Annotated in this window: 12 protein-coding genes and 1 tRNA gene; 8 read left to right on the forward strand and 5 right to left on the reverse strand. The window is 64.0% G+C overall.

Annotated elements, in window-relative coordinates; genetic code table 11:
• Positions 1 to 175: 175 nt before the first annotated feature.
• Genes betI through betB form a run of 5 tightly spaced genes read left to right on the forward strand, consistent with a single transcriptional unit; the run spans position 176 to position 6,451 of the window.
• A complete protein-coding gene (betI, locus tag LB525_RS18645) occupies positions 176 to 766 on the forward strand; it encodes a choline-responsive transcriptional repressor BetI (protein WP_224545697.1) in 591 nt (196 codons plus the stop codon).
• Entirely contained in the window at positions 763 to 2,292 is a 1,530-nt protein-coding gene (betC, locus tag LB525_RS18650) for a choline-sulfatase (protein ID WP_224545698.1), read from the forward strand. The genes betI and betC overlap by 4 nt, the downstream gene beginning before the upstream one ends.
• Positions 2,292 to 3,293: a threonine/serine dehydratase gene (locus LB525_RS18655; RefSeq protein ID WP_224545699.1), complete on the forward strand. Its 1,002-nt coding sequence runs from the start codon at positions 2,292 to 2,294 to the stop codon at positions 3,291 to 3,293. The genes betC and LB525_RS18655 overlap by 1 nt, the downstream gene beginning before the upstream one ends.
• Complete coding sequence (gene betA / locus LB525_RS18660; RefSeq protein WP_224545700.1) at positions 3,286 to 4,938, forward strand: choline dehydrogenase; 1,653 nt, start codon at positions 3,286 to 3,288, stop codon at positions 4,936 to 4,938. The genes LB525_RS18655 and betA overlap by 8 nt, the downstream gene beginning before the upstream one ends.
• A 49-nt stretch (positions 4,939 to 4,987) precedes the next feature.
• Complete coding sequence (betB, locus tag LB525_RS18665) at positions 4,988 to 6,451, forward strand: betaine-aldehyde dehydrogenase (RefSeq protein WP_224545701.1); 1,464 nt, start codon at positions 4,988 to 4,990, stop codon at positions 6,449 to 6,451.
• Here betB and LB525_RS18670 read toward each other — a convergent pair.
• Positions 6,445 to 8,685 (reverse strand): AGE family epimerase/isomerase, encoded by a 2,241-nt coding sequence (locus LB525_RS18670; protein ID WP_224545702.1) that lies wholly within the window; start codon positions 8,683 to 8,685, stop codon positions 6,445 to 6,447. The genes betB and LB525_RS18670 overlap by 7 nt on opposite strands.
• Positions 8,686 to 8,876: 191 nt before the next feature.
• Between LB525_RS18670 and LB525_RS18675 the strand changes: the two genes are divergently transcribed.
• Both LB525_RS18675 and LB525_RS18680 read left to right on the forward strand, forming a co-directional pair.
• A tRNA-Pro gene (locus LB525_RS18675) sits at positions 8,877 to 8,953 on the forward strand.
• 14 nt (positions 8,954 to 8,967) lie between these two features.
• Positions 8,968 to 9,333 carry a hypothetical protein gene (locus tag LB525_RS18680; protein ID WP_224545703.1) on the forward strand — a complete coding sequence of 122 codons (366 nt, stop codon included), beginning with the start codon at positions 8,968 to 8,970 and terminating at the stop codon, positions 9,331 to 9,333.
• Positions 9,334 to 9,381: 48 nt separating this feature from the next.
• Here LB525_RS18680 and LB525_RS18685 read toward each other — a convergent pair whose 3' ends face one another.
• Positions 9,382 to 9,675 (reverse strand): type II toxin-antitoxin system ParD family antitoxin, encoded by a 294-nt coding sequence (locus LB525_RS18685; protein WP_140845724.1) that lies wholly within the window; start codon positions 9,673 to 9,675, stop codon positions 9,382 to 9,384.
• 199 nt (positions 9,676 to 9,874) lie between these two features.
• On the opposite strand from LB525_RS18685, the gene LB525_RS18690 reads away from it, so the two are divergent.
• The gene (locus LB525_RS18690) at positions 9,875 to 10,210 is read left to right on the forward strand and encodes a hypothetical protein (protein WP_140845723.1); all 336 of its coding nucleotides are present in this window, start codon (positions 9,875 to 9,877) and stop codon (positions 10,208 to 10,210) included.
• A gap of 28 nt (positions 10,211 to 10,238) precedes the next feature.
• Here the strand turns inward: LB525_RS18690 and LB525_RS18695 are convergent, their stop codons facing one another.
• From LB525_RS18695 to LB525_RS18705, 3 genes are read right to left on the reverse strand one after another with little or no spacing between them, the layout of a single operon-like run.
• A complete protein-coding gene (locus LB525_RS18695) occupies positions 10,239 to 11,858 on the reverse strand; it encodes an ABC transporter ATP-binding protein (protein WP_224545704.1) in 1,620 nt (539 codons plus the stop codon).
• A gap of 1 nt (position 11,859) precedes the next feature.
• Positions 11,860 to 12,984 (reverse strand): ABC transporter permease, encoded by a 1,125-nt coding sequence (locus tag LB525_RS18700; protein ID WP_224545705.1) that lies wholly within the window; start codon positions 12,982 to 12,984, stop codon positions 11,860 to 11,862.
• Positions 12,977 to 13,900: an ABC transporter permease subunit gene (locus LB525_RS18705; RefSeq protein WP_224545706.1), complete on the reverse strand. Its 924-nt coding sequence runs from the start codon at positions 13,898 to 13,900 to the stop codon at positions 12,977 to 12,979. The genes LB525_RS18700 and LB525_RS18705 overlap by 8 nt, the downstream gene beginning before the upstream one ends.
• Positions 13,901 to 13,946: the final 46 nt, after the last annotated feature.

Genomic DNA, 13,946 nt, shown 5'->3' on the forward strand with positions numbered 1-13,946 from the left:
TTTGCGCCGCAGCCTACCACGATCGCGCGCGGCACGTGATTCAATATTGTTCAATAGTGAACCGTTTTCCAGCCCCAGGCATGGACCAGATCGAAATGAAAGGTTGATCCCACTCGATTTTTTATTGATTGATCCGTCAATAAAAAATAATCTAACCGCAGAACCGGATTCCAAAATGCCGAAAATCGGAATGGAGCCAGTGCGCCGCAAGGCGCTGATCGACGCGACGATCTCGGCGATCGGCGAGCGCGGGTCGTTGGACGTGACGATGTCGGAGATCGCCGGCCGCGCCGGGGTATCGTCGGCGCTGGCGCATCATTATTTCGGCGCCAAGGACGAGCTGCTCTTCGCGACGATGCGGCACATCCTGGCCGAACTCAACACCGACACACGGCGCGCGTTCGGCATTGCCGCCACGCCGCGCCAGCGCGTCTCGGCCGTCGTCGCCGTCAGCTTTTCTGACGATCAGTTTCAGCCACAGATCATCGCCGCCTGGCTCGCCTTCTATGTCGAGGCGCAGAAATCGACTGAACTGCGGCGGCTGCTGCGCATCTATGCGCGGCGGCTCCATTCGAACCTGATGAGCGGGCTGACCGGCATCCTGCCTCGGACCGAGGCCGACCGCGTGGCGGAAGCGACCGCGGCCCTGATAGACGGGCTCTACATCCGCCGCGCGCTGAAGGACGGCGTGCCCGACGCGCAGACCGCGATTGCGCTCGTGGAAGACTATCTCGAAACCAAGCTCAACGGACGGAGCCTGCCTTGACCACCCGGCGACCCAATTTCCTGATCGTCATGGTCGATCAGCTCAACGGCACGTTCTTTCCAGACGGCCCGGCGGACTTCCTGCATGCCCCGCACCTGAAGGCGCTTGCCGCGCGCTCGGCGCGCTTCGCCAACAATTACACCGCCTCGCCGCTCTGCGCGCCTGGCCGCGCTTCGTTCATGAGCGGGCAGTTGCCGTCGCGCACCGGGGTCTATGACAACGCCGCCGAGTTCACGTCTTCCATTCCGACCTTCGCCCATCATCTGCGCGCCGCCGGCTATTATACCTGCCTGTCCGGCAAGATGCACTTCGTCGGGCCTGACCAGTTGCACGGTTTCGAGGAGCGGCTGACCACCGACATCTATCCCGCCGATTTCGGCTGGACGCCGGACTATCGCAAGCCCGGCGAGCGCATCGACTGGTGGTATCACAATCTGGGTTCGGTCACCGGCGCCGGCGTCGCCGAGATCACCAACCAAATGGAATATGACGACGAGGTCGTGTTCCTGGCCACGCAAAAGCTCTATCAGCTGTCGCGCGAGCAGGACGATGCGGGTCACCGCCCCTGGTGCCTTACCGTTTCGCTGTCGCATCCGCACGACCCCTATGTGGCGCGCAAGCAGTATTGGGATCTCTACGAGAACTGCCAGGCGCTCGATCCTGAAACGCCGTTCATACCGCATGACGAGCAGGACACGCATTCGCAACGGCTCTACCGGGCCAGCGACTATCAGGCCTTCGAGATCACGCCGGAACAGGTGCGCCGCTCGCGGCGCGGCTATTTCGCCAACATTTCCTATGTCGACGACAAGCTGGGCGAGATTCTGGACGTCCTCAAGCGTACCCGCATGCTCGACGACACCATCGTCCTGTTCTGCTCGGACCACGGCGACATGCTGGGCGAACGCGGCCTGTGGTTCAAAATGAGCTTCTTCGAGGGATCTGCCCGCGTGCCGCTGATGATTGCCGGCAAGGACGTTCCGGCCGGGCTGATCGAGGCACCGGTTTCCAATCTCGACGTGACGCCGACGCTCTGCGACCTCGCCGGCATAGACATCGCCGCGATCGAACCGTGGACCGACGGTCAGTCGCTGCTGCCGCTGCTCGACGGCAAGGCGCGAAGCGGGCCGGTGCTGATGGAGTATGCGGCCGAAGGCTCCTACGCGCCGCTGGTCGCGATGCGCGAGGGCAAATACAAATTCATCCATTGCGAGCTCGACGCGCCGCAACTGTTCGATCTCGATACCGATCCGCTCGAGCGTGACAACCTCGCCGACGATCCGGCGAACGCAGCCCTGGTGGCGGCGTTCATGGACAAGGTCAGGGCCCGCTGGGACATGGCCGCCTTCGACGCCGCCGTGCGCGAAAGCCAGGCGCGCCGCTGGGTCGTCTATCCGGCGCTGCGCAACGGCGCCTACTACCCGTGGGATTTCCAGCCGCTGCAGAAGGCGTCGGAACGCTACATGCGCAATCACATGAACCTCGACAATCTCGAAGAGAGCAAACGCTATCCGAGAGGCGAATAATGGCTGACGTTCTCGTTCCCACCCTCGACCATCTGAAACAGGCCTATGCCGTCACCTCGACGGCCACGCAGGTGACGCCGCTGCTGGAGTCGGCGGCGCTCGCAAAAGAGACAGGTGCAGCGCGGATCTTCGTCAAGCCGGAGTCGCTGCAATGGGCCGGCTCCTTCAAGGTGCGCGGCGCCTATTGGCGGTTGAACCGGCTTTCGCCGGATGAAGCGAAAAAGGGGGTCGTCGCCTATTCCTCCGGCAATTTCGCGCAAGGGCTGGCGGCGGCCGGCCAGGCGCTGGGCATTCCCGTCACCATCGTCATGCCGATCGACGCGCCCGCCACCAAGCGCGACGCGACCGCCGGCTATGGCGCGCGCGTGGTGCTGACCGACCATGGCGATCGGGCCCGCGAGGAAGTTGCGGCCGCAAAGGCGCGCGAGATCGCCGAGAGCGAGCACCTCACCTTGCTGCATCCCTTCGACGATCCTGAGATCGTCGCCGGCCAGGCCGGCGCGGGACTTGAAGCGCTCGATCAGCTGACAATGAAGAAGGCGCAGGCCGATCTGGTGTTCTGCTCGGTCGGCGGCGGCGGACTGATCGGCGGTGTTTCGCTGGCCTTCCACTATCTGTCGCCCAAGACCGAGATCATCGCCGTCGAGCCGGAAGGTTTCAACGGCATGGGCTCGTCGCTGGCGCATGGCGCGATCGAGACCATGCCGATCGGGCCGAAATCGATCTGCGACGGGCTGATGGCGCGCAAGCCCGGCGACGCGCCCTTCGCGGCGGTGAGCGCTGCCGGGGTGCGCGGTGTCACCGTCGACGACGCCTCGGTGCGGCGGGCGATGAAGATCGCGTTCGAGCGGATGAAGCTGGTGCTCGAACCTTCGGGCGCGGCATCGCTCGCGGCGCTGCTCGGCGGCAAGGTGGATGTGAAGGACAAGACCGTCCTTGTGGTTGCAACCGGCGGCAATGTCTCGCTCGCCGACTTTATGGCGCACATGAACAATGTTTGAAGCGGATTTCGTCATCATCGGCTCCGGCTCAGCCGGCTCGGCCATGGCCTACCGGCTGTCGGAAGACGGCAAGCACTCGGTGATCGTCATTGAGTATGGCGGCACCGATATGGGGCCGCTGATCCAGATGCCGTCCGCGCTGTCGATCCCGCTCAATATGAGCCTTTACGACTGGGGTTTCGCCAGCGAGCCGGAGCCGCATCTCGGCGGGCGCGTGCTTGCCACCCCACGCGGCAAGGTGCTCGGCGGCTCGTCCTCGATCAACGGCATGGTCTATGTGCGCGGACATGCGCATGACTTCGACCACTGGGCCGAACAGGGCGCCGCAGGCTGGGCGTTCGCCGACGTGCTTCCCTATTTCAAGCGCATGGAGGACTGCGACGGCGGCGAGGACGGCTGGCGGGGCAAAGGCGGACCACTGCATGTGCAGCGCGGCACGCGGAAAAATCCGCTCTACGGCGCCTTTGTCGAGGCAGGCCGCCAGGCCGGGTTCGAACTCACCGACGACTATAACGGCTCCAAGCAGGAAGGTTTCGGGCCGATGGAACAGACCATTCTGGGCGGCCGCCGCTGGTCGGCGGCGAACGCCTATCTCAAGCCGGCTCTCAGACGCGGAAATGTCAGGCTGCTCAAGGGTTTCGCCCGGCGCGTGGTGATCGAGAATCAACGCGCGATCGGCGTCGAGATCGAAGCTGACAAAAAGATTCAGGTCGTTAAGGCGCGGCGTGAGGTGATCGTCGCGGCGTCGTCGATCAATTCGCCGAAGATCCTGATGCTGTCAGGCATCGGCCCGGGTGCGCATCTCCAGGAAAACGGCATCCAGGTGGTTGCCGACCGGCCGGGCGTCGGCGCCAATCTGCAGGACCACCTGGAGCTTTATATCCAGCAGGAATCGACCAAGCCGATCACGCTGAACTCGGTGCTCAATCCCTTCTCCAAGGCGCTGATCGGCGCGCAATGGCTGTTCTTCAAGACCGGCCTTGGCGCCACCAATCATTTCGAGGCGGCAGCCTTCGTGCGTTCGCAGGCTGGCGTCGACTACCCCGATATCCAGTACCACTTCATCCCGGCGGCCGTGCGCTATGACGGGAAGTCGGCGGCGAAGTCGCACGGCTTCCAGGCGCATGTCGGCCCGATGCGCTCGAAGTCCCGCGGCTCGGTGAGCTTGCGCTCGCCCGATCCGAAGGCCAAGCCGGTGATCCGCTTCAACTATATGTCGCATCCGGACGACTGGAGCGAGTTCCGCCACTGCATCCGGCTTACGCGCGAGATTTTCGGCCAGAAAGCCTTCGATGGCTTTCGCGGCAAAGAGATTTCACCGGGCAGCCATGTGCAGTCGGACGACGAGCTCGACGCCTTCATCCGCGACCATGCCGAGAGCGCCTACCATCCTTGCGGCACCTGCAGGATGGGCCGCGCCGACGACCTGACCAGTGTCGTCGATCCGGAATGCCGGGTGATCGGCGTCGAGGGGCTGCGCGTCGCCGACTCCTCGATCTTCCCGCGGGTGACCAACGGCAACCTCAACGCGCCCTCGATCATGACCGGCGAGAAGGCGTCCGACCACATCCTTGGCCGAACGCCGCTGGCGCCATCCAACCAGGAACCGTGGATCAATCCGCGCTGGCAGGTGGCGGACCGATAGGGCATTGTCGGGCAGACCGCCCGATCGGCCAACAGTTCTGGAGAAAGCCATGCGCGCCCAACCGACGGCATCGCACTACGTCAACGGCCGCTACATCGAGGACGAAGGCGGTGCGCCGCTGCCGGTGATCTATCCGGCGACGGGCGAGACCATCGCAACGCTGCATTCAGCGACGCCGAACGTTCTGGAGCTCGCCATCGAAGCCGCCCGGGCCGCGCAGCCGGCCTGGGCACGGTTGAAGCCTGTCGAACGCGGCCGCATCCTGCGCCGCGCAGCTGACATCCTGCGCGCACGCAATGCCGATCTGGCCCGCATCGAGACGCTGGACACCGGCAAGGCTCTCCAAGAGACGCTGGTGGCCGACGCCCCTTCGGCAGCCGACTGCCTGGAATATTTCGCCGGAGCGGTCGCCGCCTTCAATGGCGAGATGATCGATCTCGGCGGACCCTTCGCCTACACGCGACGCGAGCCGCTCGGCGTTTGCGTCGGCATCGGCGCCTGGAACTATCCCATCCAGATTGCCGGCTGGAAGTCGGCGCCGGCTTTGGCCATGGGCAATGCCATGGTGTTCAAGCCGTCGGAGAACACGCCGCTTTCGGCTCTGGCGCTGGCCGAAATATACAGCGAAGCGGGGCTGCCCGACGGATTGTTCAACGTCGTGCAGGGTTATGGCGATGTCGGCGCAGGTCTCGTCGGCCATGATGTCGTGGCAAAAGTTTCGGTGACCGGCTCGGTGCCGACCGGCCGCAAGGTGCTGTCGCTTGCCGGCTCGAAAATGAAGCACGCGACGATGGAGCTCGGCGGCAAGTCGCCGCTGATCATCTTCGACGACGCCGATCTCGAGAACGCCATCGGCGGCGCCATGCTCGGCAACTTTTATTCCACCGGCCAGATCTGCTCGAACGGCACGCGCGTCTTCGTGCAGAAAGGCCTGCACGACCGCTTCGTCGAGCGGCTTGTCGAGCGCACCAAGAAAATCCGCATCGGCGATCCGCTCGATCCGGAAACGCAGATGGGTCCGCTGGTCAACAAGGCGCAGCAGGACAAGGTCGTTTCCTATATCGAAGCCGGCAAGCAGGATGGCGCCAGCCTAGCCTGCGGCGGCAATTTGCCGTCACTGCAGGGTTTCGAAGGCGGTTTTTTCATCGAGCCTACGGTGTTCACCAATGTCGCTGACACCATGCGGCTCGCGCGCGAGGAGATTTTCGGACCGGTGATGAGCGTGCTCAAATTCGACAGCGAGGACGAGGTGATCGAGCGCGCCAACGATACCGAATTCGGGCTGGCGGCGGGCGTGTTCACGCGCGACCTGCCGCGCGCGCATCGCGTCATCGCCGAATTGCAGGCTGGCACCTGCTGGATAAACGCCTACAACCTCACGCCGGTGGAAATGCCTTTCGGCGGCATCAAGCAGTCCGGGATCGGCCGCGAGAATTCGCTGGCCGCGCTGTCGCATTATTCGCAGCTGAAGGCGGTTTATGTCGAGACGGGGGACGTGGCAGCGCCCTACTGAGACTTCTCCGCCGTTCCATCCAGATACTGCGTCAGCGCACAGACTAGGTGGTAGAAGATGCTGGCCGGCACGTCGGTCGCCAGCGAACGGCCACGCTCGTCGATGCGGTCGATCCACAGGCCGAGCGGCGCCGGATCTATGTGCCAGCGGAACAGGCGGCCGACGCGCGCCTCGATCTCGGGCTTGAGGTCCGGTCCGCCCGAGCCGTCCAGCGCGATTGCCGCTTTGATCGCCTCGGCCTGCGGCCAGCTTCGCGAGACCGTGTCGAGCGGCAGTCCCTGGCGCGAGACGGCGCCATAGGCGAGGCCGGTGGCGCGGTTGAGGCCGTTGGCAACGGCCGAGGCATAGAGCTTGCGCGCAAAAGCGGTGAGTTCGCCCTGGCCGCTGCGAGCGGCGAAATCGACCAGCAGCGAGGCCCATTCGAAGTGATGGCCAGGCTCGGTCCAGCTCCGCTTCTCGCCCGCCGCCGGCTTCCAGCCGTCGTCGAAATATTCACCCAGTGTCCAGCTTTCGGCATCGAAGAAATGGCTGCGGAAAAGATCGATGATGCGTGCCGCGCGGCGCAGATAGGCGCGCTCGCCCGTCGCCTTGTGCCAGGCGAGGAAGGCCTCGAGCAGATGCATGTGCGGATTGGAGCGCCGTTCCTCCGCGCCGTCGGAGGTTTCCAGAAAGCCGGTCAGGCGGGCATCCTCCAGATGCGCGTCGAGGAAGGCGAATGTCTCCTCTGCGAGCCGCAACGCGTCGGGATGGCCCGACATATGGGCGTGGGCGAGCGCCAGAAGCACGCAGGAATGGTCGTAGGCATCCTCGACCGGATCGGCGACTGAGCCGTCGATGTTGAGCGTGCGCACCCAGCCGCCGCGATCGGTGCGGCCCTGCCCCGCCATGAAGCCGATGCCGTGCGCGATCAGCCGGTCGGCCGGGCCCTCCCAGCCGCGCTCCTTGGCGACCGCGAAAGCATAGACCTGACGCGCCTGGGTGCGCATGCGCTTGGGTTTCATCAGCGGCGCGGCGTCGAAGCCCAGCGCCTCGTGGAAGCCGCCATGGCGTTCGTCGACGCCGAGCGTCGACCATAGCGGCAGCGTCTCCTCGAACAGCCAGTGGCGCACGCGCCGCCGCCAGGCGCCGCTCTCGATGACGCGGTCATGCGCTGGCGTGAACCTTGTTTCGAGCCGGCCGGATTTCTCCAGTTGCTCGACGATCTTCTTGACGTGCTGGCTGTGGCTGACCGGCGCGACGAACGTCGCATCGGCCGTGGAGACGATCGCCACGTCCTTCATGCCGATGGCCGACAGCAGCCGACCCTCGCTGCGGATATAGGAATTCTCGCAATCGATGGCGACGACGTCTCCAACGATGACGTTGCCGCCCTTGTCGGACGGGCCGACATCGAGCAGCGACTGCCAGGAGCCGAGATCGTTCCAGCGGAAGCCGGCGGGCACCATGGCAATATCTTTCGCCTGCTCCATGATGGCGTAGTCGATCGAGGTCGACGGGATCGCGGAATAAAGGTCCAGCGGCATATAGAGGCCGGACAGATCGCTGGTCGCAGCCTCGTAGGCGGCCTCCGTCGCCTGCCAGATTTTCGGTTCATGGGCCGCGAAGGCGTCGCGCATTGCGCCGGCGCGAAACAGGAAGATGCCGGTGTTCCAGTAGAAGCTGCCGGCGTCGACATAGGCCTGCGCGGTGGCAAGATCGGGCTTCTCGACGAAGCGCGAGACGTCGAAGACGCCGTCCCTGCCGGTCCCGACCTCGATATAGCCGTAGCCGGTCTCGGGCTGGGTCGGTTTCAGGCCGAACACCACGAGCCGCCCGGTATTTGCCGCGGCCGCGCCCGCCTCGATGCTCTGCCAGAACTGAGCGGCCGTCGAGATCTCATGATCGGACGGCACCACCAGAACCAATTCGTCGCCATAGTCGGAGAGCGTGCGCAGGCTGGCCAGCGCCACGGCGGCGGCCGTGTTACGGCCCGTCGGCTCGAACAGCGGTCCGCCGCCGGCCAGATCGATGCCGGCAAGGTCGGCATGGACGCGGTCGGCGTGACGCTCCGAGGCGATCAGGAAAATCGGCGTCTCGCCTTGCGTGCGCGCCGCCAGCCGGCGCACGGTCTTGGCCAGCATCGAGCCATCGCCGGAGAAGTCGTGGAACTGCTTGGGGTTGTCCTCGCGCGATAGCGGCCACAGCCGCGACCCGACGCCGCCGCTCATGACGAAACTGACGATGCGCTGGCTCATGAACGACCCTGTCAAAAGTCCGGCTCCCATGGGTCGGACTTACGACAAAAGCCTTTAAGCCCACCTTTACCCGACAGCCAAATCCTATGCCACTCGGGCAAGCTCCGCGAAAGAAAGGAAATGCGACAGAAGGACTGCCATTGCCGCTTGCAGGATCGGAACGTGGCAGCTATAAGCCCGCGGTCTGGTCACGGAGTGTAGCGCAGTCTGGTAGCGCACCTCGTTCGGGACGAGGGGGTCGCAGGTTCAAATCCTGCCACTCCGACCAGAAAAAACAAGCACTTGGCCTTTCCCGAAATCGCCATCCGTCTGAAATCCGGACTGCCGTCAATCGTCGCCGTAGCTCTCCGGCAGATGGCGCCGGAGTTCCATCGCGTCGTGGAGAACGCGGCCAATTCCGATGACCTCAAGCGTCATCCGGTAGAGCAGGAAATGGCGTGGTCGCAGAACAATGCCGTGTTCGGTCCATGCTCGATCCCGACTATAGCGCAAGTGATAGCTGCGGATATTGCTTCCCAGGTCCGCGCGGGCGATGCTGCCCACCCGTTCGGGATCGGCAGCAATGTCGCGCAGCGCCGCAATCAGCAACCCTTCGTAACGGACACGCGCGATCTCGCCGAAATTGACTTCCGTGTAGGCGAGTTTTGAACGATGTCTTCCTTCGCGGCTGCTGAAAGCCGGTACAGGACCATGGCGTTACAAGCCTGGTTTTTTCGCGCGTAAGCTTGCCTGCCGCCCCAGGCCATTCATAAATTTTTCGAGACTGTCTCCAGCAATATCCTCGAAACGGCCTTGCTCGATGTCGTGGAAACCGATGCTGGCTGCCTCCCTGAGCGCAGCCAGCTTTGCCGACTCCCTCGCCTCGCGCTGCTCGATCAGCCGCAAGCCGTCACGCAATACCTCGCTGGCGTTCTGATAACGCCCGGTTTTCACCAGCCGATCGATCACCTCTTCGAGGTGTTCCGTCAGGACAACATTGCGGGTCGGCATCGCGGTATCAGCTCCAATTCAACAGGCATGATATAGGGGGATGGCATATTATGCCAATACCGTCGCTCGAACGATGTCTGATCTTCGAAAACAGAATCGTGCGACAACGCTCGACAACGGTTTCTCACTTTGGCCTAATGGCAACCCGCCATGCTCCTGGATGCGCGGGACCGCAGGACGGCGAACCAGGGTTGAGAGTATGAAGTTCACGCCGACGGCCATTCTACCGACAATTGCGGTCCTCTTGTTCGCGGCGGGCTGCTCATCGACCACCGCGTCGATCAGCCCGGCGAACTACGACAAAATGAACTGCCCCGAGCTCAACAATGCGGTCGGCGACACCGCGACCGATATTTCACGCACCGCAATCGCTCGCGGCAAGGTCGCCAACACCAGCGTGCCGACATGGTTGCTGGGCGGCGAGCGCGTGAAGACGGCGATAGCCAATCGCGAAACCGCCCGGATCGAACGGCTGCAGCAACAGCAGCAGGTGATCGTCGCGACGCGGAACCGGAGGTGCCCGTCCTCGCCGTAAGCCGAGCGAGATTAAGCTTGCCCCGGCTTCAAGCACTCATCCTGAACCGTGCCGTATCGATCGCGGCGTTCATCAGCGTCTGGGTGTAGGCTTCGCGCGGATCGTCGAAGATTTCTTGCGTCGGCCCTTCCTCGACAATCTTTCCCTGCTTCATGACGATGATGTAGTCGGCCATCGCGCGGACCACCGCGAGGTCGTGGCTGATGAAGAGGTAGGACAGCTCATGGTCGGCCTGAAGCTTGCGCAACAGCTCGACGATCTGCTTCTGCACGGAACGGTCGAGCGCCGAGGTCGGCTCGTCGAGCACCACCACTTTCGGCTTCAGGATCATGGCGCGGGCAATGGCGATGCGCTGGCGCTGACCGCCGGAGAATTCATGCGGGTAGCGGTTGCGCGCATTGGGGTCGAGGCCGACCTCGCGCAGCGCCTCGACGGCGCGCTGGTCGCGCTGCTTGCCGGTCAATGAGGGCTCGTGCACCAAAAGGCCCTCGGTGATCACCTGGCCGACGGTCATGCGCGGCGACAACGAGCCGAACGGATCCTGGAACACGAGCTGCAATTCGCGCCTGAGCGGCCGCATCGCCTGGCGGTCCGCGTCCGAAATGTCGCGGTCGCCAAAGCGGATCACGCCGTCGCTGGGCAAGAGCCTGAGCAGCGCGCGGCCCAGCGTCGACTTGCCTGAACCGGACTCGCCGACGATGCCGATCGTCTGGTTGCGCTTCAGCCGGATCGAGATCCTGTCCACCGCGCGCAGCATCAGCGGCTCGCCGCCAAGAAAGCCGCCGCCGATCTTGAAGACGACTTCGACATTGCGGCCTTCGAGCAGCACCGGCGCACTGGCGGGCGGCGCCGCCTTGGTGCCCGTCGGCTCGGCCGCGAGCAGCATTTTGGTGTAGGCATGCTGCGGATTGGCGAAGAGCGCTTCCGCATCGCCCTCCTCCACCACCTCGCCCAGGCGCATGACATAGACGCGGTCGGCGAAACGGCGCACGATGCCGAGGTCGTGGGTGATGAAGACGATGGCCATGCCGAGCTTGCGCTGCAGTTCGGCCAGCAGCATCAGAATCTGCGCCTGGATGGTGACGTCGAGCGCCGTCGTCGGTTCGTCGGCGATGAGGATGTCCGGATCGTTGGCCAAGGCCATGGCGATCATGACGCGCTGGCGCTGGCCGCCCGACATCTCGTGCGGATAGGATTTCATCCGCCGTTCGGGATCGGAAATGTGCACCAGCCTGAGCAATTTCAGCGCCTCTTCCCGCGCCGCGGCCGCGTTCAGCCCGCGGTGTCGACTGATCGGTTCCATCAGCTGGTTGCCGATGGTGTAGAGCGGGTCGAGCGAGGTCATCGGCTCCTGGAAGATCATGCTGATCTTGCGGCCGCGCACCTGGTTCAGCTCGCTCTTTGACATCGTCAGGAGATTGCGACCGCGGTAGTCGACCTGGCCGGTCGCCTCGCCATTGGAAGAAAGCAGGCTCATCGCCGCCATCATCGTCTGGCTTTTGCCGGATCCGGATTCCCCGACGACGGCGACCGTCTCGCCGGCGTTGACCTTGATGTTGATGCCCTTCACGGCCTCGACCGTGCCGTCGAGGGTCTGGAAGCGGACGCGCAGGTCCTTGACGCTGAGGATCGTTTCGGAACCAGTCATCTCAGCGGTCCTTGGGATCGAGCGCGTCGCGCAGGCCGTCGCCGACGAAATTCAGGGCAAACAGCGTCGAGACGAGGAAGAAGGCCGGGAACAAAAGCAGCCAGTTGGCGTAGCCGATGTTCTTGGCGCCGACCGAGATCAGCACGCCCCAACTGGTCATCGGTTCCTGCACGCCTAGACCGAGGAAGGACAGGAAGCTCTCCAGGATGATGACCTGCGGCACCAAGAGCGTCATGTAGATGACCACCGGGCCAAGCAGGTTGGGGATGACATGGCGCAACAGGATGCCGCGCTGGCCGACGCCCATGGCCTCCGCCGCCTGGACATATTCCTGCCTGCGGATCGACAGCGCCTGGCCGCGCACGATGCGCGCCATGTCGAGCCACAACACAGCGCCGACGGCCAGGAACATCAGCACGAAGTTGCGGCCGAAAAACACCACCAGCATGATGACGAAGAAGATGAACGGCAGCGAATAGAGCACGTCGACAATGCGCATCATCACCTCGTCGATCTTGCCGCCGGAGAAGCCCGCGGTCGCGCCGTAGATGACCCCGATTACGCCGGCGACGACGCCGGCGAGCAGGCCGATGGCCAAAGAGATGCGTCCGGCCATCAGCGTGCGCGAAAGCAGGTCGCGGCCGGTGTTGTCGGTGCCGAAGAAGAAATATTGCTGCTTCACGGCCGAGCTCATCGTCACCTCGAGGCCGTCGGGCGACTTGTTCTCGATCCTGGTGTCGTCGAAGGCGTCGGAGCGGTCGAGATAGCGGATGTTGCGGTCGTCGATCGGCTTGGTCGAGGTGACGGTGACGATGACGCGATTGCCGTCCTGATGCCATTCCTTGATGTCGGCGCGCATGCGCTTGATGGCGTCGCCCAGCGCACCCTGGATCATGTCGGGTTTCGGATAGGCCGAAAAGCTCGGCGGCATGCGCACATAGTCGCCATAGATGGTGGTGTATGCATGCGGCACGACCCACGGACCGCAAATGCTGATGACGGCGATGAAGGCCAGGTAATAGAGGCTGAGCATCGCGGCGCGGTTGCGTTTGAGCCGCGCCCAAGCATTGCCCCAGAGCGAGCGGCCGACAATCGGCTCGGGCACGGTGACGGCGAGGTCAGTCATAGCGCACCCTCGGATCGACGACCGCATAGAGCAGGTCGACGATCAGGTTGAAGACGATGGTGAAGAGCGCGATCACCACCACGGTTCCCATGACAAGCGTGTAGTCCCGGTTGAGGGCGGCATCGACGAAGTAGCGGCCGACCCCGGGTATGGAGAAAATCGTCTCGACGATGATCGAGCCGGTGAGCAGCGCCGCCGCCGCCGGGCCGGTGAAGGAGACGATCGGCAGCACGGCGCCGCGAAGCGCATGCTTGACCACCACCGACCAGTCGGACAGGCCGAGCGCGCGGGCGGTGCGGATATGATGCGAGCGCAGGCTCTCGATCATTGAGCCGCGCATCAGGCGGGCGACGATGGCGATCTGCGGCAGGGCGAGCGTCAGCACCGGCCCGACCTTGTTGATCAAGGCGCCGTCGCCCCAGCCGCCGATCGGCAATAGCTTCCAGGACAGCCCGAAGAGGAGTTGGATCAACGGCGCGGTGACGAAGGTGGGGATGGTGCTGCCGGCGGTGGCCAAAGCGATCACCGAATAGTCGGCAAGCTTATTCTGATTCAGCGCCGCGATCGTGCCAAGGGTCGAGCCCAGCAGCAGCGCCAGCACCAGCGCCGAGGTGCCGATCTGCACCGAGATCGGCAGGCCCTTGGCGAAGAGTTCGGTGACGGTGAAATCCGGCAAATTGTAGCTCGGGCCGAAACTGCCGCGCAAAAGATTGCCGAGATAGTGGACATATTGCAGCCAGAGCGGATCGTTGAGGCCGAACTGGGCTTCGAGATTGGCCCTGATCTCGGGGCTCAGGCCCCGCTCCTGGTTGAATGGGCCGCCTGGCGCGACGCGGATCAGGAAAAACGCCACCGTCACGATGACGAACAGTGTCGGGATGGCGGTCAACAGCCGCCGGAAGACATAACGCAGCATCGGCGCCCCGCTTCAGCCAGGGCGACAGGCTCTCCAGTCGAAGATC

It is taken from the genome of Mesorhizobium sp. CA16 (assembly GCF_020165175.1).
Lineage (GTDB): Bacteria > Pseudomonadota > Alphaproteobacteria > Rhizobiales > Rhizobiaceae > Mesorhizobium.